The sequence below is a fragment of the Xanthobacter aminoxidans genome (assembly GCF_023571765.1).
Classification (GTDB): domain Bacteria; phylum Pseudomonadota; class Alphaproteobacteria; order Rhizobiales; family Xanthobacteraceae; genus Xanthobacter; species Xanthobacter aminoxidans.
In genome coordinates this window covers 34,079-55,450 of sequence record NZ_JAMJXC010000006.1, presented here as the reverse complement: position 1 = coordinate 55,450, position 21,372 = coordinate 34,079, and the positions used below count along the sequence as shown (strand labels likewise).

21 protein-coding genes are annotated in these 21,372 nt (G+C 69.4%); 13 read left to right on the top strand and 8 right to left on the bottom strand.

All coding sequences use genetic code 11. The annotated features are described in order from the left end of the window. Window positions 1-417 precede the first annotated feature (417 nt). A complete protein-coding gene (locus EJ105_RS11470; protein WP_250166437.1) occupies window positions 418-1,092 on the top strand; it encodes a TetR/AcrR family transcriptional regulator in 675 nt (224 codons plus the stop codon). Between the two features lie 244 nt (window positions 1,093-1,336). Here EJ105_RS11470 and EJ105_RS11465 read toward each other — a convergent pair whose 3' ends face one another. Then, window positions 1,337-2,572, bottom strand: coding sequence for an NAD(P)/FAD-dependent oxidoreductase (locus tag EJ105_RS11465; RefSeq protein WP_250166436.1), 1,236 nt, complete (start codon window positions 2,570-2,572; stop codon window positions 1,337-1,339). Between the two features lie 158 nt (window positions 2,573-2,730). On the opposite strand from EJ105_RS11465, the gene EJ105_RS11460 reads away from it, so the two are divergent. Further along, window positions 2,731-4,191 (top strand): 3-oxoacyl-[acyl-carrier-protein] synthase III C-terminal domain-containing protein, encoded by a 1,461-nt coding sequence (locus tag EJ105_RS11460; protein WP_250166435.1) that lies wholly within the window; start codon window positions 2,731-2,733, stop codon window positions 4,189-4,191. Between the two features lie 15 nt (window positions 4,192-4,206). Then, entirely contained in the window at window positions 4,207-5,400 is a 1,194-nt protein-coding gene (locus EJ105_RS11455) for an acetyl-CoA acetyltransferase (RefSeq protein ID WP_250166434.1), read from the top strand. 78 nt (window positions 5,401-5,478) lie between these two features. On the opposite strand, the gene EJ105_RS11450 is transcribed toward EJ105_RS11455, so the two are convergent. From EJ105_RS11450 to EJ105_RS11440, 3 genes are all read right to left on the bottom strand, one after another. Beyond that, on the bottom strand, window positions 5,479-7,599 hold the full coding sequence (locus tag EJ105_RS11450; RefSeq protein WP_250166433.1) for a 3-hydroxyacyl-CoA dehydrogenase NAD-binding domain-containing protein: 2,121 nt from the start codon (window positions 7,597-7,599) through the stop codon (window positions 5,479-5,481). Between the two features lie 127 nt (window positions 7,600-7,726). Beyond that, window positions 7,727-10,273 (bottom strand): AsmA family protein, encoded by a 2,547-nt coding sequence (locus EJ105_RS11445; RefSeq protein WP_250166432.1) that lies wholly within the window; start codon window positions 10,271-10,273, stop codon window positions 7,727-7,729. Between the two features lie 144 nt (window positions 10,274-10,417). Further along, entirely contained in the window at window positions 10,418-11,365 is a 948-nt protein-coding gene (locus tag EJ105_RS11440; RefSeq protein WP_250166431.1) for a LysR family transcriptional regulator, read from the bottom strand. 132 nt (window positions 11,366-11,497) lie between these two features. On the opposite strand from EJ105_RS11440, the gene EJ105_RS11435 reads away from it, so the two are divergent. From EJ105_RS11435 to uraD, 5 genes are read left to right on the top strand one after another with little or no spacing between them, the layout of a single operon-like run. After that, window positions 11,498-12,604: an ABC transporter ATP-binding protein gene (locus EJ105_RS11435; protein ID WP_250166430.1), complete on the top strand. Its 1,107-nt coding sequence runs from the start codon at window positions 11,498-11,500 to the stop codon at window positions 12,602-12,604. Between the two features lie 2 nt (window positions 12,605-12,606). Beyond that, window positions 12,607-13,650, top strand: coding sequence for an ABC transporter substrate-binding protein (locus EJ105_RS11430; RefSeq protein WP_250166429.1), 1,044 nt, complete (start codon window positions 12,607-12,609; stop codon window positions 13,648-13,650). 2 nt (window positions 13,651-13,652) lie between these two features. Continuing rightward, the gene (locus tag EJ105_RS11425; protein WP_250166428.1) at window positions 13,653-14,510 is read left to right on the top strand and encodes an ABC transporter permease; all 858 of its coding nucleotides are present in this window, start codon (window positions 13,653-13,655) and stop codon (window positions 14,508-14,510) included. Between the two features lie 9 nt (window positions 14,511-14,519). Next, a complete protein-coding gene (locus EJ105_RS11420; RefSeq protein WP_029557200.1) occupies window positions 14,520-15,323 on the top strand; it encodes an ABC transporter permease in 804 nt (267 codons plus the stop codon). Window positions 15,324-15,337: 14 nt separating this feature from the next. Continuing rightward, entirely contained in the window at window positions 15,338-16,216 is an 879-nt protein-coding gene (uraD, locus tag EJ105_RS11415) for a 2-oxo-4-hydroxy-4-carboxy-5-ureidoimidazoline decarboxylase (RefSeq protein ID WP_250166427.1), read from the top strand. A gap of 57 nt (window positions 16,217-16,273) precedes the next feature. On the opposite strand, the gene EJ105_RS11410 is transcribed toward uraD, so the two are convergent. Together EJ105_RS11410 and EJ105_RS11405 are read right to left on the bottom strand one after the other, a co-directional pair. Continuing rightward, on the bottom strand, window positions 16,274-17,023 hold the full coding sequence (locus EJ105_RS11410) for a haloacid dehalogenase type II (RefSeq protein WP_250166426.1): 750 nt from the start codon (window positions 17,021-17,023) through the stop codon (window positions 16,274-16,276). A 119-nt stretch (window positions 17,024-17,142) separates the two neighbouring features. Further along, on the bottom strand, window positions 17,143-17,691 hold the full coding sequence (locus EJ105_RS11405) for a MarR family winged helix-turn-helix transcriptional regulator (RefSeq protein ID WP_250166425.1): 549 nt from the start codon (window positions 17,689-17,691) through the stop codon (window positions 17,143-17,145). 65 nt (window positions 17,692-17,756) lie between these two features. Between EJ105_RS11405 and EJ105_RS11400 the strand changes: the two genes are divergently transcribed. From EJ105_RS11400 to EJ105_RS11380, 5 genes are all read left to right on the top strand, one after another. Continuing rightward, window positions 17,757-18,230: a carboxymuconolactone decarboxylase family protein gene (locus tag EJ105_RS11400; RefSeq protein WP_250166424.1), complete on the top strand. Its 474-nt coding sequence runs from the start codon at window positions 17,757-17,759 to the stop codon at window positions 18,228-18,230. After that, window positions 18,230-18,667, top strand: a complete 438-nt coding sequence (locus tag EJ105_RS11395; protein WP_250166423.1) for a GNAT family N-acetyltransferase — start codon at window positions 18,230-18,232, stop codon at window positions 18,665-18,667. Before EJ105_RS11400 ends, EJ105_RS11395 begins: the two co-directional genes overlap by 1 nt. Before the next feature lies 1 nt (window position 18,668). Beyond that, window positions 18,669-19,304, top strand: a complete 636-nt coding sequence (locus EJ105_RS11390; RefSeq protein WP_250166422.1) for an FMN-dependent NADH-azoreductase — start codon at window positions 18,669-18,671, stop codon at window positions 19,302-19,304. A gap of 85 nt (window positions 19,305-19,389) precedes the next feature. After that, window positions 19,390-19,854: an RNA-dependent RNA polymerase family protein gene (locus EJ105_RS11385; RefSeq protein WP_250166421.1), complete on the top strand. Its 465-nt coding sequence runs from the start codon at window positions 19,390-19,392 to the stop codon at window positions 19,852-19,854. Between the two features lie 17 nt (window positions 19,855-19,871). Continuing rightward, window positions 19,872-20,222, top strand: a complete 351-nt coding sequence (locus tag EJ105_RS11380; protein WP_250166420.1) for a hypothetical protein — start codon at window positions 19,872-19,874, stop codon at window positions 20,220-20,222. A gap of 52 nt (window positions 20,223-20,274) precedes the next feature. Here EJ105_RS11380 and EJ105_RS11375 read toward each other — a convergent pair whose 3' ends face one another. After that, on the bottom strand, window positions 20,275-20,604 hold the full coding sequence (locus EJ105_RS11375; protein WP_250166419.1) for a 2Fe-2S iron-sulfur cluster-binding protein: 330 nt from the start codon (window positions 20,602-20,604) through the stop codon (window positions 20,275-20,277). 35 nt (window positions 20,605-20,639) lie between these two features. Further along, window positions 20,640-21,317 carry an acireductone synthase gene (gene mtnC, locus EJ105_RS11370; RefSeq protein WP_250166418.1) on the bottom strand — a complete coding sequence of 226 codons (678 nt, stop codon included), beginning with the start codon at window positions 21,315-21,317 and terminating at the stop codon, window positions 20,640-20,642. Between the last annotated feature and the right edge of the window lie 55 nt (window positions 21,318-21,372).

The window sequence follows — 21,372 nt, the reverse complement described above, 5'->3', positions numbered from 1 at the left end:
GAACGAATGGTCTATGTAAACGGCGATTTTGATCTGCATCAACCTCCATGCCCGGATGCCCGGCGAGGCTACCATGGGGAAGGCGGGGAAGGCACCTGCGGCGGCGGGGTGGGGGAAGGCCCGGAGATCCTGTGCAGCCGTCATGCCCGGGCTTGTCCCGGGCATCCACGTGGTCGGGCCGGAAACAGGTCTGAAACACCCGTGAAATCGGCTCGGCGTGGATGGCCGGGACAAGCCCGGCCATGACGGCGGGAAGAGGCCGCACGCTTATTCTACCCGAAGGATAAGCCACGCCCCGCCCTGCGCGCGCTTTTGAACGGCTTCAGACAGGCCCCTCCCGCGCCAGCCGCCCTTGGCACCGCCGCCCCATGCGCTTATAGACCGAATGATCGGAACATTCTTGCAGGTGTGGCCGCCGTGGCGAGAACGCGCTCAGCCGAATACGACAACATTCACGACACCATCCTCGAACGGGCGGCGTCCGTGTTCGCGCAGCGCGGCTATGCGGCCACCTCCATCGGCGACATCGCCGAGGCGTGCGAGTGCTCCAAGTCCCGGCTCTATCACTATTTCACCTCCAAGGAAGCGATCCTTTCCGACATGCTGACCTCGCATGTGGAAAGCCTCCTCATGAAGTGCCGGCAGACCCTCTACGGCTATCAGGACCCGGAGGAACGCTTCCGCCAGCTCACCCGCCTGTTCCTCGATGTCTATTCCGTCTCACGCGACCAGCACGTGGCCCTGCTCACCTGCGCCGAGTTCCTCGCCCCTGAGACGCGCAAGGTGCTGGTGGCCAAGCAGCGCGAGCTGATCGCCTATGTCCGGGACATCCTGTTGCAGCTGCGGCCGGACCTCGCCCATTCCAGCACGGCCCACGTGGACACCATGCTGTTCTTCGGCATGATCAACTGGACCTATACGTGGTACCACGCCGACGGAGCCGTGACGCCGAACGAACTGGCCGACCGCACGGTGGACCTGTTCGTGAAGGGCTATTCCAACGCCCCCGCACCGGCGAACGGCGGCACGGCGCACGCCAAGCCGGAGGGCCGCCATGCGGCGCGACATGAGGGGCGCGGCGCGAAGGAGTGAGGGCGGGAGGCAATCGGAAGCCGCCTGAGCAGGAGCTTGCGGCTACGTTCCCGCACTGTCGCCCCCCGTTTCTCGCGCCGTCATGCCCCGGCTTGTCCGGGGCATCCACCCTGCGGCCGGGCTGGTTCCAAAGCCTTGAGCACGATGCGAATGACGGGGTGGATCCCCCGGACAAGCCGGGGGATGACAGCCTTCTGAGGCCCTCGGGATGGCCCCGGAAAAGCCAATTCGAAGCGTCACCCCCTCACGCCGCCGCCCGCTTCATCCGCGCCACCGGGTCGAACCCCTCGTCCGCCACCTCGTCCAGCGTGAGAACCGCCCCCGCCTCCAGCAGCTTCTTCGCCGCCATGTAGGTGCGCGCATCGTTGAGGGCATCCACCGCGATCATCCGCCCGTCGCGGAAATACCAGAGCGATTCGCCCCTCTCGGACCGCCGACGCAGCACTGCGTCATAGCCGCGGTTGAGGCCGACGATCTGCAATTTCATGTCGTACTGGTCGGACCAGAACCACGGCACCGGCGCATAGGCGCGCGGGTGGCCGAGCATATCGTCGGCGGCGCATTCGGCCTGGTCCACCGCATTCTGCACGCTCTCCAGCCGCGTCGGCACGCCATGGAACGGGAAGGCCGCGCAATCGCCCGCCGCCCAGATGCCGGACGCTGAGGTGCGGCCGTGCACGTCCACCACGATGCCGTTTTCGCAAGCGAGACCAGCCGCGCAGGCGAGCTCGTCGCGCGGCAGGACGCCGATGCCCACCAGCACCGCATCCACCTCCAGGCGCGTGCCGTCATCCAGCGCCACCGCCGCGACAGCACCATCCCGCGCCTCCACCCCGGCCACGCTGCGGCCTTCGAGGATACGCACGCCATGGCCCGCGTGGAGCGCGCGGATGGCATCCGAGGTCTCGGCGCAGGCGACGCGTTCCAGAATGCGTGCGGCCCGCTCCACCACGGTAACGGTGAGCCCGGCCATCGCCGCCACCGCCGCCGTCTCCAGCCCCACATAGCCGCCGCCGAGCACGAGGAGCCGCCGGCCGGGGCGGATCTCGCCCGCCAGCCGGTCCGCATCGGCAAGGCTGCGCAGCTCGTAAACGCCCTTGAGACCTGAGAATTCGGGAGGCAGCGGGCGGGGGTGCGTGCCGGTGGCGAGCGCCAGCTTGGTCCACGCCACGCTGCGCCCGCCCACCTCCAGCGTGCGGGCAACCGGATCGAGCGTGGTGACAGGCGCGCCCGTCACCACATCCACGCCAAGGCCGCTCCAGAATTCGGCGGGGCGCAGATAGAGCCGGTCCACCGTCCACTCCCGCTTGAGATAGGCCTTGGAGAGCGGCGGGCGCTGATAGGGCGGGTGCGGCTCGTCGCCGAAGAGGGTCAGCGCACCGGAATAGCCGCCATGGCGCAGGCGCAGCGCGAGGGAGGCCGCGGCCTGGCCGGCCCCGACGATGCAGATGTGATCCTCACCGGCGTGCTCCTGGTCCATGGCGTCCCCCGTTTCTGGATATTGATTGACCGAACGTTCTGATTATTATACTGCCGAAATGCGGGCGGCAATCGGCTTTCCCGCGCGCCGTCGGCCCCGACGTTCGGCGCGTGGACGCCGGCGAAGCCCCCTCCCCCGGCCGCACAGACGGGCACCACATGACGGGCATCACAGCACTCGCAATCCATCTGCCGCGCCTGCGCCTCCAGCGCGCCGCCATGGCCGCCGCCATGGGCTGGCTCTGCCCCCGTGGGGAGACCCGCGGCGCCCGCACCCTGGCCGATTGGGACGAAGACCCCATCACCATGGCCGTCGCCGCCGCCCGCGCCTGTCTGGCGCAAGCCGAGCGCAACGGGGTGCCAGAGGCACGAACGGCTGTGCGCGCCCTCACCTTCGCCACCACCACCCCGGTCTTCGCCGAGCCGCAGCAGGCGGCCCTCGTCCATGCCGCCCTGCGCCTCCCGGAGGCGACCCGGACGCAGGATGTGGGAGGTACCATGCGGTGCGGATTGCTCGCTTTGCACGCCGCTCTTGAATCTTCCGAACCGGCATTGCTGACAGCCGCCGACATGCCGCTGAATACCCCGGGTGGCACCGCCGAAATGCGCTATGCGGATGGGGGTGTCAGTGCCCTCGTCGGGTGCGGACCGGACCTCCTCACCTATCGCGGCGGCGCCAGCCTCTCCGCCCCCTTCATCGAGCGCTATCGCGCCCCCGACCGGCCGCTGGCGACCGATTGGGAGGAGCGCTGGGTGCGGGAAGAGGGCTTCCTCGACCTCGTGCCCCGCGCCATCGCAGAAGCCCTTGGAAAGGCGCAGCTTTCCGCCGCCGACGTCGACCACTTCGTCCTCCCCTGCGTCATCCCCGGCGCGGCCAAGGCGGTGGCGCAGGCGGCCGGCCTCTCCCGCGCAAAACTCGCGCAACCCCTTGATCTGGAATGCGGAGATACCGGCGCCGCCCACGCCCTCGTCATGCTAGCGCGGGCCATGGAAGACATGCGCCCCGGCGAGCGGGTGCTGGTCGCCCAGTTCGGGCAGGGCGCGACCGCTTTGGTGCTGGAGGCGACCGACGCCATCAGCGCCTTCCCGGCCGCCGCCTCGGCCGTCCTGGCGGATGGCATCGCCGAGGCCAACTATCTGAAACTCCCCATCTTTCGCGGCCTCATGCCGTGGGAGCGCGGCCTGCGCGGACGCTTCCCGGTCAACGAGGCGCTGACCACGGCCTATCGCAATGCCGAGGCCCTGTTGGGCTTTGTCGGCAGCCGCAGCCCCGAGACGGGACAAGTGCAGTTTCCCCCCTCCCGCCTTGCCGTCGCGGAGACGGGCCTGTTCGCGGAAACCCAGCAGCCATGGCCCCTTGCGGACCTCGGCGGCACGGTTGCCACCGCCACGGCCGACCGCCTCGCCTTCTCCCGCAGCCCGCCCAATTGCTACGGCCTCGTCGACATCCCCGGCGGCGCCCGCCTGATGATGGACTTCACCGACCCCGACGCGGAGCGGCTCTCGCCCGGTGACGCGGTGCGTTTCGTCTTCCGCATCAAGGATCTGGACGAGCGCACCGGCTTCCGCCGCTATTTCTGGAAGGCGGTCGCGGCCCCCGCGCCGTCCGCCGCAGCCTGACCGGAGGGCGACAAATTGGCCAACGGAATCAAGGACAAGGTCGCGATCCTCGGCATGGGCTGCTCCCGCTTCGGCGAGCGCTGGGACGTGGGGCAGGAAGAGCTGATGGCGGAAGCCTATCTGGAGGCGCTGGGCCATGCCGGCATCGCCCCCGACCAGATCGGCGCGGCCTGGTATTCCTCCCATTATGACGACATCGGCGCCGGCAAGGCCGGCACCCCCATGGCCCAGGCCCTGCGCCTGCCGAACATCGGCGTCACCCGCGTGGAAAACTTCTGCGCCGGCGGCACGGAAGCCTTTCGCGGCGCCGTCTATGCGGTGGCGTCGGGCGCGGTGGATATCGCGCTGGCGGTGGGTGTCGAGAAGCTGAAGGACACCGGCTTTGCCGGCCTCCCCCCGGCGTCGCGCGGCACCTTCGCGCCCATGTATCTGCCGACACACACGAATCCTGGCAACTTTGCCCAGCTGGCGCGGGCCTATGGCACCCGCCACAACATTTCCGCCGGCGACCTCAAGCGGGCCATGGGGCACACCTCCATGAAGAGCCACGCCAATGCGGTGAAGAACAAGAACGCCCATCTGCGCAAGGCCATCACCGTCGAGCAGGCGGTGAATGCGCCGCTGGTGGCCGACCCGCTCGGCCTGTTCGACTGCTGCCCGGTCTCCGACGGCGCCGCCTGCGCCATCGTCACCACGCCGGAGATCGCGCGAAGCCTCGGCAAGACACCGGTGCTGGTGAAGGCGATCCAGCTCGTCGCCTCCAACGGCTGGGAGGTGCAGAGCAGCAGCTGGAACGGCTCCTACGTCCACACCGCCCGCATCGCCGCCCGGCGGGCCTATGCCGAGGCGGGCATCGCCGATCCGCGCACGCAGCTGAGCTTCACCGAGCTGCACGACTGCTTCTCCATCACCGAGCTGGTGACCCTGGAGGACATCGGCCTCGCCGACGAAGGCACCGCCTGGAAGCGCATGCTGGACGGTGCTTTCGATGCGGATGGCGCCATGCCCAGCCAGGTGGATGGCGGCCTGAAGTGCTTCGGCCATCCCGTTGGCGCGTCCGGCCTGCGCATGCTCTACGAATGCTGGCTCCAGCTGACCGGACAGGCCGGCGAACGCCAGCTCGCAAATCCGAGCCTCGCCCTCACCCACAATCTGGGCGGCGCGCCAGCGCAGAACGTGTGCTCCATCACCATTGTCGGTGCCGCCTGATCCGACCGTGGCGGCCCGCTGACTGCCCCGCCGCCCGGCACATGCCGGCGGCGGGGTTTTTTATTGTCGGTGAGCGGCTTAGGCCTTCTGCCAGTCTGCGAAAGTCCTCCCCTCGGCCGCGAGCTGGGCGAGGAGTTCTGCCGGTTCGGAGCCGGCGCCGCCGGTGGCGTGGGCGGTTTTGATCTCGGTGAGGATGGCGGCGAGGCCGAGGGTGTCGGCGGCGTGCATGGGCCCGCCCCTCAGGCGCGGGAAGCCGTAGCCGTTGACGAAGGCGAGGTCGATGTCGGACGCCCGCAGCGCGATGCCCTCGGCCAGTTCCTTCGCGCCTTCGTTGGCCATCACCGCGAGCAACCGAAGCTGGATCTGCTCTTGGGTGAAGGCGCGGGGCTGGATGCCCTTGGCCGCGCGGGTGTCCGCGATGATCTGCGTGACAGCGGGGTCAGGCGTGCGGTTGCCGGCGGCGTCGTAGGCATACCAGCCGCCATTGGTCTTGCGGCCCAGCCGACTCGCCTCCACCAGCGTATCGGCGATGGAAACGTAGCGCTCGTTGGGGTCCCGCGTCGCCGCCCGGCGCTTCCTCATGGCGTAGGCGATGTCGAGGCCGGACATGTCCGATACCGCGAAGATACCCATGGCGAAGCCGAAGGCCTCCAGCGCCGTATCCACCTGTTCGGGGCTTGCCCCGTCCTCCACCAGATATTCCGCATGGCGCCGGTACACCGCATAGATGCGGTTGCCGATGAAGCCGTCGCAATTGCCCGCCACCACCGGCTGCTTGCCCATCTTCTTGGCGAGGGCAAGCGCGGTCGCCAGCACATCCGGCGCGGTGCGGGTGGCTTTGACCACCTCCAGCAGCTTCATGATGTTGGCGGGGGCGAAGAAGTGCAGGCCCACCACATTCTGCGGCCGGGAGGTGGCGTCGGCGATGGCGTCGAGGTCGAGATAGGAAGTGTTGGTGGCCAGCACCGCGCCCGGCTTCGCTATGCTGTCGAGGCGGCGGAAGATGTCGGTCTTCACGCCCATGTCCTCGAAGGCGGCTTCGACGATGAGGTCGGCATCGGCCAGCGCGGCATAGTCGGAGGCCGGGGTGAGGCGGGCAAGGCGCTCGGCCTTGCGGGCCTCGTCGATACGGCCGCTCTTCACCTGCCTGGCATAGAGGGCATCGATGCGCGCGACGCCGGCCTGCGCGGCCTCATCGTCCCGCTCCACCAAGGTCACCGGATATCCGGCGTCCAGCAGCGCCACGGCGATGCCCGCGCCCATGGTGCCGGCGCCGATGACGGCGGCTGATGACACCGAGCGTGCCTTCGCCCCTTCCAGCCCCGGCACCTTCACGGCCTCGCGCTCGGCGAGGAAGAGATGGCGCAGGGCTTTGGCTTCCGGGCTCTCGCGCAGGGCAAGAAAGGCCGCGCGCTCAAGGGCGAGGCCGGAGGCGAAGTCTGCGTCCTTCGACGCCGTGATGACGCGGATGGCCTCGGCGATGGCCGGCACACCCTTGGCGCCCTTGAGGGCCTTGGCCGCAGCCGTCGCCTCCCCGGCCGAATCACCGGCGGGGACAGGCAGGGCCGAAAGCCGGTGCTTCGCCACCGCCGGCGCGCGGGCGATGGCCTCAGTGAGGAGATCGCCCTCCACCACCGCATCCATGAGGCCCAGCGCCAGCGCCTCGCCGGCCTTCAGCACCCGCCCCTCGCAGACCAGGGCGATGGCCTGCGCCACGCCCACCAGCCGCACCAGCCGCTGGGTTCCCCCCGCACCGGGGATGATCCCGAGCCGCGTCTCGGTGAGCCCCACCAGCGCCTTCGCCGACCCGAGCCTGAGATCGCAGGCCAGCGCGATCTCGCATCCCCCGCCCAGCGCCGCGCCATCCAGCGCCGCGACCACAGGCTTGGTGCAGGCATCGATCACCCCCACCACCTCAGGCAGGAAAGGCGCATCCGGCGGCAGCGCCATCTCCTTGAGGTCCGCCCCGGCGATGAACCGCCCCGGCCCACCGCTCAGCACCAGCGCCGAGACGGACGCATCCCCATCCAGCGACCGCACCGCATCGATCAGCCCCTGACGCACGCCACGCGACAGCGCGTTCACAGGCGCATGGTCGATGTGGACAACCGCGACGGCGCCATGGCGGGTGATGCTCACGGGGACGCTTTCGGCAGGCGGGGACGCGCCGCGCGGGGCCGCGGGCGGTTGGTCGGTCATGGGTCGCTCCTGAGGATGGCGTGCGGCGGCTGTGTCGCCGGGCCTTGCCGGCGATTCAAAGATTAAACGATCGATTTATTATTTCCAAGACGACAAGCGGCAGGACCTCAGCCGAGAGCCCGCCGCCTCACTCGCAACTGTAGCGGCCGTGGGGCTCGTTGCCGGCGGAGGCCATCGCGATGGCGGGGCTGCTGAGCGAGCCCTTCACGGTGAAGCTGTGGCCGGGCGGACCATCGGGCGCCGTGATCGGGCGTGGCGCCACCCGCAGGTCGATGCGGTTGCGCACCAGGTCGACCGTGCCACGGGCGAGGGCCTGCACATGCTCGGTATTCAACACGATCACCGGATTGGTGCGGCCGACGCCCTTGTGGAACTGGAGGGGCACCTTGGCACAGCGCAGCACGCTTTCGCCCTTCTGCACCGAGGAGGTGAAGATACCCGCGAGGATGCCCACGCCGGCGAGGTCCAGAAGCCCGGTGCCGATGCGGCCGCGGCCGACGCGCCCGGTGAGGGTGCCCCCGAGGGTGGCGAGCGGGTTGTCCGCATCCATCCGGGTGGTGAGATCGAAGACGACGCTCAGCGTGCCGGACACCGAGATGGGCGAGCCATGCCCGAACAGGGTCGCCAGCGGCCAGCCCGTCCCCGACCCCTTGGTGCGCAGCACGGAGCGCCCCTCGCTCGCCATGACGGCGGAGATGACGCCGCCGCGATAGCCGATGCGCAGCGGGTCCACGCGCAGGGCGCCGTTGTTCACCACGAGACGGGCCTTGACGCCGGTGGCGCTGTCGCCGCCGCCCTGCAGGCGGGTGGCGGAGATGGCCACGTCCGCATCCGTCGTGCCGATCAGGTCGATCTGGCTGCCGCCTTCCGGCTCCCGGTTGCCGATCACCTTGACCGTTTTGCGCCGCCGCTGGCCTTCCGGACGCATGAAGGCGAGAAGCTCGTCGGCATAGACCAGCGGCGAGGTGATGCTGCCCTTCACCACCGACCGGCCCCCGGGCGCGGCGAGACTGGAGAGGGTGCCGTCGATGCGGGTGCGGCCGATGTCCGTGCGCCCCTCCATGGTCAGCGCATCGGTGTTGCCGCTCAGGCGCCCCTCGAACGTCACCTGCCCGCGGAAATCGGAGGTGTCGCCGAAGGCCGCGACGAAGGCGGAATAGTTCGGCACCTTGAGCCGCGCATCCACCTGGGTGGTGGCCGCGACGCCGGGCTTGCCGAGATCGTCCAGCACCAGGGCAAGCGTCGCCGAGACCAGGGCGCTGCCCTCAATGCGGGCGGCGAAGGAATCCACCCCGAGCCCGCCCCCGGCGTCCGACATGGAGAGGCTGCCGACGATGCGTCCGAGCTTGTCCTGGGCCTCGGGCGGCAACGCGACGACGCTGGCGACCGGGATGTCGACACCGCCCGCCAGCTCGACGCCGGCAAACCCGAGGATATCGTCCACATTGCCCTCCAGCCGGGCGATGGGGCGGCTGGGCGGGCCGGCGATCACCGAGATACCCCGGAAGGCCACATGCCCCTCCGCGTCGCGCGTGACTGAACGCACGTTGATGGGGCCGATCTCCCTCAGGCTCTGGTCGAACGCGTTGGTGGAGATGAGGATCTCCTCCAGCATCATGCCTTCGGCGCGGCTTCGGAAGTCCCCTGTCAGACGGGTGACGACGATCTCGCGCAGGGAGACGGCGGGGGGCGCGGCGGTCGCGAGATCGGCCACCACCTTGAGGTCGGCGCCGGCGAGGGTGGCGAGGTCGTCGGCCTGGCCCGTGACGGAGATGCGCTCGCCGTCCGCCAGGGTGAGGACGAGGTCGAGATCGTGGAAGCTGAAACGGTCCGGCTCGGCCTTGAAGCGGGCACTGACTTTGCCGGTGCCGTCGATGGAGGGGGCGATGCCGGCGAGGGTAAGCCCCTTGGCGAGGCTCTTGGCGTCGGCATCGAACTTCATCACGAGGCCATGGTCGAACCTTTTGGTCGGCGCACGCACGTCGAAGCGCGCCGAAAGGCCGGGGGCGTCGGGTCCTCCGGCGGTGGCCAGCGTGATACGAGCGCCATAGGGGCGTTCCCGCTCCTCCTTCTCCACCTCGAGGTCGAAGGCGAAACCGAGGGTGAGGGGCTGGCCGTTCAGGGCCGCGTCAGCGACGAGCACGTTGCGCCCCGCCTCGGCCACGCTCCTGAGATCCTTCACCCTGAGATCGAACAGCCAGCCGTTCATGGTGTCCGTGAAGCGCACCACCGTGTCGCGGATGGTGAGGTGCGGCAGCAGGGACAGCACGTGGATGGGGGATTCGAGCAGCGATCCGGGGCGGGCCGCCTCGCCGCTGGCGAAAGGCACGTCGAAGTCTCCCCCCTCGACCACGAGGCTGTAGCGCAGGCCGCCGCTGACCAGTTCGGCATAAGGCGGGATGGCGACGGTCAGACGATCGGTCCGGGCGTTGGCGCCATCGGTGCCGTGCGCCTCCACGCCGTCCATATCGACCGCCGCATTGGGCCACAGGGAGACCGTCACGGCCCCGCGCACGCTCACGGGCTCGCCCCACAGATGGGTCAGCCCCTGTTCCGCCAGCGACCGGCGCAGTCCCTCCGCCTGTGGCAGGTTGGCCGCCAGCACCAGCGCGAGGAGTGCGGCGCACACCGGCACCAGCAGGACCGCAACGACCCGCCGCACGACGCGAAACATGACCCCTCCGCCTTGCCCGACGGCCGCAAAGCAACCGCCCCCTCTCAACATACCGATTGGAACCCCGTCCGACAGGCGATTTCTCGTGCGACCTTGGCCGCATGACGCGCCAGCGTGCGGGAGAGGCCGCATGCGCGGCCGGCATCAGTCCGGCGCGGATGCGGTGCCGGCGCGACGGACATCGTCGATCATCCGGCCGGTGAGGCGCTTCAGCGCCTCCGCCACGATGCGCCCCACCCGCGTCAGGGGCTTTCGCCCATCGATGGCGATGGAGACCATCTGCGGCTCGGCGCCCTTGTCGCGCACAGGGCGGAACACCAGCGTGCCGGCGATCAGCTCCGCCGCCGCATCGAGCTCGGAGGTGAAGGCCACATAGCCCTTCTCGCGGGCGAGGATTTTCACCAGCTGGAGCGAATTGGTCTCCACCGTCTTGCGCTCCTGGGTGAACAGCCAGCCGTGCCGCGCCTCCAGATAGCGGCGGATCATCAGCGCCCGGCTCTGCAGCACGATGGGATGGGCCACCACCTCCTGCAGGCTGATGGAGCCGCGGCTCGCCAGGGGATGGTCCGGCGCGATGACGCAGCCGAAGGGCAGCTCCGCCGACCACAGCACATGGATGTCGCGCCGGGGCGACAGGTTGAAGATGGCGGCGATGTCCGCGTCCCCGGCCATGAGGGCGGCGACGGCGGCGTCCGTGCTCGCCACCTCCACGTCCAGCGAGATGCGCGGGTGGCGGGCGTCGAGATCGGCGATGAGGGCGGGCAGGATGCCGTTGACGTGGCTGTCCATGGCCACCACCCGTACATGGCCCTGATCCACCCCCTGAAGCTGGCGCAGCTCGGCGGCGGTGCGGCGTTCGTCGGCCATCCAGCGCCGCGCGAGGGTGACGAGGGCGTCGCCGGCGGGGGTGAGGCGCATGCCCTTCGCCACCCGCTCGAACAGGGGCACGCCCAGCGTCTCCTCCAGTTGCAGCACCTGCCGGTTGATGGCCGAGGCGGCGACGTTGAGGTCCTTGGCCGCGCGCTGGATGGAGCCGGAGCGTGCCACCTGCTCGGCATAGCGCAGGGCCGCGGGAACGAGGGATGCCGGCACCACTGCCTCCATACGCATTTTGCGTATGGAAAAGTATCAAATCTGCGATGGACGGCAATGGCCGCGAGGACGACTATCTTCCCCGCAGGGGCGATGGGGCGTCCCGATCAGATGCACCTTGAGGCTTCCACCATGAGCCAGTCCGCCGGGCACGCGCTGACGTTGAGGGGCATTTCCCATGCGTTCGGGCAGGTGGTGGCCGCCAATGCCATCGATCTCGACATCCGCCCCGGCGAACTCGTCTCGCTGCTCGGCCCGTCGGGCTGCGGCAAGACCACCCTGCTCAAGATCATCGCCGGCTTCCTGCGCCAGACCTCGGGCGACGTGCTGGTGGATGGCGCCTCCATCTCCCATCTGCCCACCAACCGGCGGCGCATCGGCATCGTGTTCCAGAACTATGCCCTGTTCCCGCACATGAGCGTGGCGCAGAACATCGCCTATGGCCCCATCGCCGCCGGCCGGCCGAAGGCGGAGACCGACGCGGTGGTCTCCGAGATGCTGGACGTGGTGCAGATGGCCGCCTTCCGCGACCGTCTCCCGCGCGAACTCTCCGGCGGCCAGCAGCAGCGCGTGGCGCTCGCCCGCTGCCTCGCCATCCGGCCGCGCATTCTCCTGCTGGACGAGCCGTTCAGCGCCCTCGACAAGAATCTGCGCCTCGACATGCAGATCGAGATCAAGCGCCTCCAGCGCCAGTCGGGCATCACCACGGTCATGGTGACCCACGACCAGGAGGAAGCGCTCGGCATGTCCGACCGCATCGCCGTGCTCTCGCGCGGCAACCTGGAGCAGTTCGCCCCGCCCTCGGACATCTACGACCGGCCGGCTTCCCTGTTCGTGAACACCTTCGTCGGCACCGCCAACCTGCTCAGGGCCACGGTGGCCGGCACCTCGGCCACGGGCGCGGCTGTCCGCCTCGCCGACGGCATGGTCATCGAGACCGGACGGGAGACACCGCTGCCCGTGGGCGCGGCGGTTCTCGTCGCGGTGCGCCCCGAGGGCATGCGAGTGAGCGCCACCGGCGGCGCGGGGGCCATCGGCGCCGAGATCACCGCCGTCATGCCCATCGGCCCCGCCCTCATCTACGAGGTGGCGCTCATCGACGGCTCGTCGGTGAAGGTGGTGCAGGAGCGCGAGGCGGATGCCCCGCTCGAAGGCTCCGTCTTCCTCCATTTCAAGCCCAACCGCATCACCGGCCTGTTCCCGGACCATTCGGGCGACACCCACAAGAAGGGGAATTGAGCATGACGTTCGAAATGTCCCGGCGAGGGTTCCTTGCTTCCGCGGCCGCCGCCGGCCTCGCCTTCGCCCCGCGCGGCGCCTTCGCCGCGGACGAGCTGGTGGCCGCCACCTTCGGCGGCACCTGGGCCAATGTGCAGAAGCAGATCCTCGCGCCCTATTTCGTCAAGCGCACCGGGGCGAGCGTGGTGCAGTCGCCCATGCTGGCCACCGAGCAGATCGCCAAGCTCACCGCCGCCAAGGGCAACCAGCCCCCGTTCGACGTGGCCATGCTGGACGAAGGCCCGGCGCTGGAGGCCATCGATGCCGGCCTCATCGCCAAATACGACCTGGCGAAATCCCCGAACTTCGCGGCGCTGAACCCGAAGTTCCAGGGCGCCTATGGCCCGGCCATCACCATGCAGGCCATCGGCATCGCCTATAATCCGAAGACCGTGAAGACCCCGCCCACCTCCTGGGACGACCTCTGGAAGCCGGAGTACAAAGGCCGGGTGGGCATCACCTCGCTCGCCTCCACCCTCGGCCTCGCCTTCCTGCTCGACATCAACCGGCTGGCCGGCGGCACCGAGGCGAACATGGAGCCGGGCTTCAAGAAGCTGAAGACGCTGCTGCCGAACCTCGCCGCCGTCTCCGCCAACTTCGGCGCCCACGGCGCTCTGTTCCAGCAGGGCGAGATCGACATCGGCGTGCAGAACTTCAACTTCGCCGAGGAGTTGAAGGCCAAGGGCGTGCCCATCGAGTTCGTCCGCGTCGATACCGGCACGCCGGCCTGGAAGACCACCATGCACATCGTCGCCGGCGCGCTGAAGCCGGAGCTGGCCTATGCCTATGTGGACAGCCAGATCTCGCCGGACGTGCAGGGCGAGATGCAGAAGTCGCCGTGGAACGTGATCCCCACCTCCAGCAAGGTGCCCTATGCCGGGCTTGTCGCCCAGCAGATCGCCAAGACCCCGGCCGACCTCGACAAGATGGTGTTCTTCGACTGGGCCAAGGTGAACCAGAACCGCGCCGCCTGGACCCAGCAGTTCAACCGCGACATCCGGGTGTGACCATGGCGGGCGCCCTTAATCCCAAACCCAAGGACTGGGCGCTCGCGCTGCCGCTTGCGGCCTTCTTCACGCTGTTCTTCATCGCGCCGCTCGGCCTGCTCGTCGCCATCAGCTTCGAGACCGAGCGGCAGATGACCGGCACGCTCGGCCTCGGCCAGTACGCCGCCTTCCTCACCGACGGCCTCAACCTCGCCGTGCTGCGCGACACGCTGCTCGTCGGGGCGAAGGCAACGCTCCTGTGCCTGCTGTTCGGCTATCCGCTGGCCTGGCTGTGCACACGGGTTTCGGCCCGCTGGCAGGCGGTGCTGATCTTCCTCGTGGTGCTGCCCATCGTCACCAGCGTGGTGGTGCGCACCTTCGCCTGGATCGTCATTCTCGGCCGCCACGGCATCGTCAACGAGGCGATCCTGGCGCTGGGCCTCTCGGCGCAGCCGCTCAAGCTGCTGTTCAGCGAGACCGGCGTCGTCATCGTGCTGGCGCAGGTGCAGATGCCGCTCATGGTGCTGCCGCTCATCACCACGCTCCAGCGCATCGATCCCAATCTGGAAAGCGCCTCGCAGGCGCTGGGCGCGGGGGCGTGGCGCACCTTCTTCAAGGTCACGCTGCCCTTGTCGCTGCCCGGCATCATCGCCGGAACGATCCTCACCTACACGGCCTGCGTGACGGCCTTCGTCACCCAGTCGCTCATCGGCGGCTCGCGGCTGCTGTTCATGCCCATGATGATCTTCCAGCAGGCCATGGACTTGCAGAACTGGCCCTTCGCCGCCGCCGTGTCGGTCATCTTCATGGTCTCGGTGCTGCTCATCGTCGCCATGCTGGTGGCGCTGTCGCGCAGCCGCGCGGCCCGGCTCTACAGCTAGGAGGACGCCATGCTCCGCGACTGGCAGACCCTCTCCTTCAACACCGTGTTCGGCCTCCTTTCCCTCATCTGCGTCATCGCGCTGGCGGGGCCGACGCTGGTCATCCTCATCCTCTCCTTCACCGGCGAGGAGGCGCTGCACTTCCCGCCCGCCAGCTATTCGCTGCGCTGGTACGCGGCGCTCATCGACGCCAACGAATTGCAGGCGGCCCTGTGGGTGAGCCTGAAAGTGGCGGTCATCAGCGTTTCCGCCTGCGTGGTGCTGGGAGTGGCCGCCGCGCTCGGCATCGCCCGCAGCGAGGGGCCGGTGGCACGGGGGCTGGAGACGCTGTTCATGTCGCCGCTGATCCTGCCGGCGCTGGCCTTCGGCTTCGCGGCGCTGATGCTGTTCTCCATGCTGGGGATGCGGCCCTCGACGCTGACGCTCGCCATCGGCCATATCGTGGTGTGCGTGCCCTTCGTGCTGCGCACCACGCTGGCCAGCCTCGCCCAGCTCGATCCGGCCCTGCTCGATGCCTCGCGCAGCCTCGGCGCATCGCGCCTGCACACCTTCCGGACGGTGACGCTGCCGCTCATCAGCCCGGGCGTCGCCTCCGGCGCCTTCATTGCCTTCATGGCCTCGTTCGACAACGTGCCGGTATCGCTGTTCCTTCAGGATGCCCGCACGCAGGTGCTGCCCATCTATCTCTGGGACATCATCCAGAACCAGCTCGACAGCCGGGCCGCCTCCGCCTGCGGCGTCATCATCATCGCCACCGTGCTGATGATGGTGCTGATGGAGCGCGTCGCCGGCTTCTCACGCTTCATGAAATGACCGGGAGACGGGACGTGCAGAACGACCTCCTGCGCCTCGACGCGCTGAATGCCATGACCGCCGCCGATTTCGCGGCGGCCCTCGGCCCGGTGTTCGAGAATGCCCCGTGGGTGGCGCGGAACGCTGCCGCCGCGCGCCCCTTCGCCACCCTCACCGCCCTGCACAAGGCAATGCTGGCCGGCATCGAGGCGCTACCCGCGCCGGCACTGGCGGACTTCCTCAACGGCCATCCCCGCCTCTCTCCCGAGACCCTGCGGCGCGGCACCACGGCGGAATCCACCGCCGAGCAGACCGCCCTCGGCCTCGATGCCCTCGATGCCGAGATCAGCGCCCGGCTGGACCGACTGAACGCCGCCTATGAGGCGCGCTTCGGCTATCCCTTCATCCTCGCGGTGCGCAAGGCCTCGCTGAAGACCCTGTTCGCCACCTTCGAGCGGCGCCTCGCGGCAAGCCCCGAGGCGGAGCGCACGGAGGCGCTGGCGGAGGTCGCGGCCATCTCCTGGATGCGGCTGCTCGACCGTGTGCGCGCCGCGCCCACGGGCAGCGTCTCCACCCATGTGCTCGACACCGTGCGCGCGGCGCCGGCCGGCGGGCTGGGCGTGGAGCTGTGGCGGCGGGAGAGCGACGGTGGCATGACGTGCCTTTCCTCCTTCGTCACCAATGACGACGGCGCCTGCGACCACCATCTCCTCGGCGGCGGCGACCTTGCCGCTGGCACCTATGAGTGGCGCTACGACACGCCCACCTATTTCGCCCGCCACGGCTATTCCACCACCGCCCGCGCCTATCTCGGCAAGGTGCGGGTGGCCTTCACGGTATGGAATCCGGAGGAGCATTTCCACGTGCCGCTCCTCCTCTCGCCCGGCTCCTACACCACCTATCGCGGCAGCTGAGGGCAAAGGCGGAGCCGCGCTCTTCGGCAGGCCTCCGGCCGCCGGCCCGCCCGTCCATCACCGCATCCCGCCGGCCGTCTCGGCGATCAGCCGCGGCAGGTCGCCGAGCGCTGGCACCACGAAATCCGGCGCCTCCGCATAGGTCTCCTCCTGCATCCTGAGCGCCTTGAACACGGTCAGGGGCGCGATGGCGCCCGAGGCCAGTTCCCGCGCCAGCGCCTCCCGCGGCAGGCGGGCGACGCGGGCCACGCGGAAGCCGAAAGCCTTCGCGCCCCCCACGTCGAAGCCGTTGGAGGACACGAACAGCACCTCGGCCGGCGTCACCCCCAGCACCGCCTCCACCAGCGCATAGGCCTCGGGATGGGGCTTGAACACGCGCTTGGCATCGACGCTGATCACGGCGTCGAAGCTGTCGGCGAGGCCCGCATTGGCCACCAGCGCCCGCAGCATGTCGGGCGCGCCGTTGGAGAGGATGGCGCGTTTGAGCGGCGCCAGCCCGGCGAGGCATCGGGCCGCGTCGGGATAGGGCGTGAGGCGGTTGTAGGCCTGCGCCATGTCGGCGAGGAAGGCCTCGTCCGGCTCCAGTCCCAGCGTTCCGAGGGTGTAGGCCAGCGCCTCCCGCGTGACGCTCCAGAAATCGGCATAGCGCCCCATCAGCGCCCGGAGCCAGCTGTATTCCAGCTGCTTCTGCCGCCAGACCTGCGTGATGTACTCGCCCCGGCCGGGATATGCCTCCTCGGTGGCGTCGGCCACCGACTGGACGTCGAAGAGCGTGCCGTAGGCGTCGAACACGACGGCCTTGATCATGTCGTTCCTCCCGCTGTGTGCGCGTGTCGGTCGGTGAAGGCTCTTGCCGGCCGGCGCATCATTGCCCAGTCCGGTATCGGCGCGAAAGACCACTTCGTCGAACCGCGCCCAACGGGGCTTCAATCGTCGGCGGCGCCCGCCAGCGACTCGGTCCCTCCGGTGGCGACCCTGACCAGCCAGCGGCGCACCACCGCCGCCTCGGACGCCGACAGGGGCGCGGCGATCTCCGCCTCCAGCGCATTCGCGCTGTCCTTGCATCGGGCGAGCACATCGTTGCCGGGGACGGTCAGGCTCAGGCAGCGGATGCGCCCGTGCACCGGGTGCGGGCCGGACTGGAGCAGGCCGTCCCGCTTGAGATTGGAAACGATCACGGAAACGGTCTGCGGGGTCAGCAACGACAGCCGCGCGAGGTCGGCGCCCGAGCATCCGGGATAGGCGTCGATCATGGTCAGCACGACGAACTGCGGCTGGGTGACGCCGGTGTCGGCAAGCGCCCGCTCCAGACGGGTGCGGAAGGCCACATTGGCCTGGCGCAGCAGGTAGCCGAGGTGCCCGTCCTCCCCACGCTTCCCATGCCCTGGAGCCGGGAGTTTGCCCGGAGCGGGACTTTCGTCCGGGACGAGATTCCGGGCTGGCGCGGGAAGGGTCGGGGAGACGGGCTTGCGCATAATATCAGAACTCGAATATATTGTTCGAGCTTTGATATTATCACATCGCCACTCCGGGAACCAGCATGAGCGCCCCTAACCCCCACGAGCCCCGCCTGCCCTACGAAGCGTTTGCCAAAACCGCCGCCTATGCCGCGCTGCTGGCGCTGGGCAAGAGCGTCGACGAGTCCGGCCTCGAGAAGCCGCTGACCGAGATCGCCAAGGTGCGCGCGTCCCAGATCAACGGCTGCGCCTTCTGCATCCAGTATCATCTCACCGTGGCGCGCCGGCTCGCGGTTCCCGCGGAAAAGCTCGATCTCGTCGCCGCGTGGCGCGAGGCCGGCGTGTTCACCCCGCGCGAGCTCGCCGCCCTCGCCTGGACCGAGGCCCTGACGCTGACCGCCGGGGGACCGCCCTCGGATGCCGATTATGCGAACCTGCTGGAGGTGTTCAGCGCCGAGGAGGCGATGCACCTCACCGTCGCCATCGGCACCATCAACCAGTGGAACCGCATCGCCGTCGCCCTGCGCTTCGCCCCGCCGCTGGCGAGGGCCGCGTGATGCCCGCCGAACTCCGCGACGTCGGCGAGACCGAGATCGCTTTGTGCTATCCGCTGATGCGCCAGCTGCGGCCGCATCTGGCCTCCGCCGAGGAACTGGCCCGGCGCTGGCGGCGGCAGTCGGCGGATGGCTACCGCATCCTCGCGCTGTGGGCGGGAAGCGCGCCCGTCGCGCTCGCCGGCTACCGCGTGACGGAGAGCCTGATCCACGGCCGCTTCCTCTATGTGGACGACCTCGTTGCCGAGACGGCGGAACGCAGCCGGGGCCATGGGGCGCGGCTGATGGACGAACTGAAGGCGCGCGGCGCGGCGCAGGGCTGCGCCAAGCTGGTGCTCGATACCGGCCTCGACAACGCGCTGGGCCACCGCTTCTATTATCGCCAGGGCCTGCTCGCCATGGCGCTGCGGTTCAACATCCCGCTTCCCGGAGCGGGATGACATGCGGCGCCTGCTCCACGTCTCCGCCAGTCCCCGCGGCACGGTATCGTTCAGCCGGACCGTGGGGGAAGAACTCGCGGGCGCAGTCACGGCCGCCACGCCCGGATGGACAGTGACCCGCCGCGACCTCTCCCACACGCAGCTCCCCCACCCCGGCCCCGACTTCGCCCGCGCCAACGCGCTGGCCCCGGACATGCGCGGACCGGCCGAGGAAGAGGCGCTGGCCCGGTCCGAGGCGCTGATCGCGGAAGTCGAGGCCGCCGATGTGCTGGTGATCTCGACGCCCATGCACAATTACACCGTGCCATCGGCGCTCAAGGCCTGGATCGACCATGTGGTCCGCCCCGGCCGCACCTTCCGCTCCACTCCAACCGGCAAGCAGGGCCTCCTTGCCGACCGGCCCGCCTTCGCCATCGTCTCCTGCGGCGGGCGACTGGGGGACCCGCCGGCCGGGCAGGTGGACTTCCTCACGCCCTATCTGCGCTATGTCTTGGCGACCATCGGCCTGTCGAGCCTCGACATCCTGTGTCTGGAGGAGATGAACCGCGGCCCGGAAAAGGTGGCAGCCGCCCGCGCCGCGGCTCGGCCGTGGAGCGCGGCCTGCGTCGCCCGCGCGGCCGCCCCTCCGGGCGCATGAGGGCGATCTGGCGCGCAATGTGCTTCTGGGCGGGCAATGTCGATTTTTGTCGCATTTCCAACGACCCGCCCGACAGGAGCGTATTTTGCCGGCATTGCAGGAAACCCGCACCAGCGTGACACTGGCCCCCGCCAAGCCCACCGGGCTCGCCGACCTCGGCGTGCTGCCAGCCGAAGGTCTCGCGGTGAAGAAGGGGCGCGTGCACGAATTCCCGCAATTGCTGGCGGACGGCACCATCGGCCGGCGCTTCCAGGACCTGAAGGTCATTGCCATCAGGACGGAGGAGGCCGGCGCGCCGCTGGTGCGGCTCATCGTGCAGTTCGAGGTGTTTGGCGACAACACCGCCGCCGCCGAGGCCGGCCCCGGCTTCGAGGCGGTGCTGAAGGCGGGCGACACGCCGCTTGCCACCTTCGCCTCCGGCAGCCTGTTCCTGCCCTTCGGCAATTTCTGGTACGCGAACCGCTTTGTCTTCGCGGTGCCGGTGGCGGATTTCGACGCGGCGGACAGGCTGGAGTTCGTCGCCAGGGCGGAAGAGGTCAGGTCGCTCTGAGCGGTGAGGATTTCGCCATGCCCGATCCCCTCGTTCCCGCCCCCGGCGTCCCCGACCCCGTTGCCCCCTATCCCTTCGTCCGGCGCGTGTCCCACCGCCTCCTCGGCGACATGCTGCGCATGACGCTGAGCGGGGCGTTGCACTACGACCTGACGCTGGAGGAGGGACGCACCCTGTCGCGCGCCTTCACCGCCGTCGCCCACGACTGGCGGCGCACGGATTTCCTCTATCTCAGCCCCGTCGGCATGGACGGCGACTTCTCCGCCGCCGTCCATGCGGAAGGGGTGGACGTGGACACCGGCGCCGCCCCCCATCGCCTGAGCTGGGACGACGTGCACGAACTCGCCGAACGCCTCGCGACGGAGTGAGGGCGCGCCACTGGCGCACGCGAACCGGTATCAACTTCGCTCGAAAATGCCCTCAGAAGTCCCCCGCCTCCTCCGGCGCGATCACCACCGTCATGCCGTCCAGCGCGGGCTCCAGCTTCAATTGGCAGGCGAGGCGGGAGGCGAGGGTGCGGTTCTGGCTGGTGGCGAGCATGCGGCTTTCGCCGGGGCTGATCGGGGGCGCCGTCACGCCCTCCGGCAGGGTGACGAAGACATGGCAGGTGGCGCAGGCGCAGCCGCCGCCGCACTGGGCGGCAAGCTCCTCGATGCCGGCCTTGCGGATGGCCTTCAGCAGCGTCGCGCCATCGCGCCCCGTCACCTCCTGGCGGGCGCCGCTGCGGGTTTCCACGGTGAAGCGCGCCAAGAGTCAGCCCCCCGCCCAAACGTCCGAACGCCGGCTCACGGCAGGATGACGGACGCGAGGTCCGCCGCCGCCGGGTGCCTTCCGCTTTCGCCGCCCTCGCGCGCGATCCGCACCGTGGCGAGGCCGGCGGACGCGGCGGCGTCCAGCTCGTCCACATTGCCCGAGAGCATGAGAATCTGCGCCGGGGCGAGGCCGATCTCCTGGGCGATGGCCTTGTAGGCCTCCTCCTCCATTTTCTGACCCATGCGGGTGTCGAAGAAGCCGTCCAGCAGGCGCTCCGCATCCAAGCCGGCGGAAGAGAGCCAGAGCTTCTGCGCCAGTTCCGACGAGGAGGAGAAGGTGAAGAGCTTCATCCCCTGCCCCTTCCAGGCGGCAAGGCTCGGCCCGGCATCGCCATGGACCTCCGCCCGGAAGGCGCCGGCCGCATAGCCCTCCTGCCAGATGCGGCCCTGGATGATCTTGAGCGGCGTCGGATTGCGGCCCTGCTTCATCCAGCGCAGCAGCAGCGCCTCCGCCTCGCGGGGCTTGAGGGAGAAGCCGCCCATGAGGCGGCCGGCCTCGTCCAGCGCCCCCTCGATCTCCTCGTCCTCCTCGCCGTGCTCGGCGATGAAGGCGCCGAGCCGCTCGCGGGCATGGGGCACCAGCGTCTCATCGAGGAAGGACTGGGGGCCGAGAACGCCCTCGATGTCCATCAGCACCGCCTCTATGGCCATGACACCGCCTCTGCCTTACCCCCGGAATGCGCCCGTGTCGGGAACGCGCCAATGC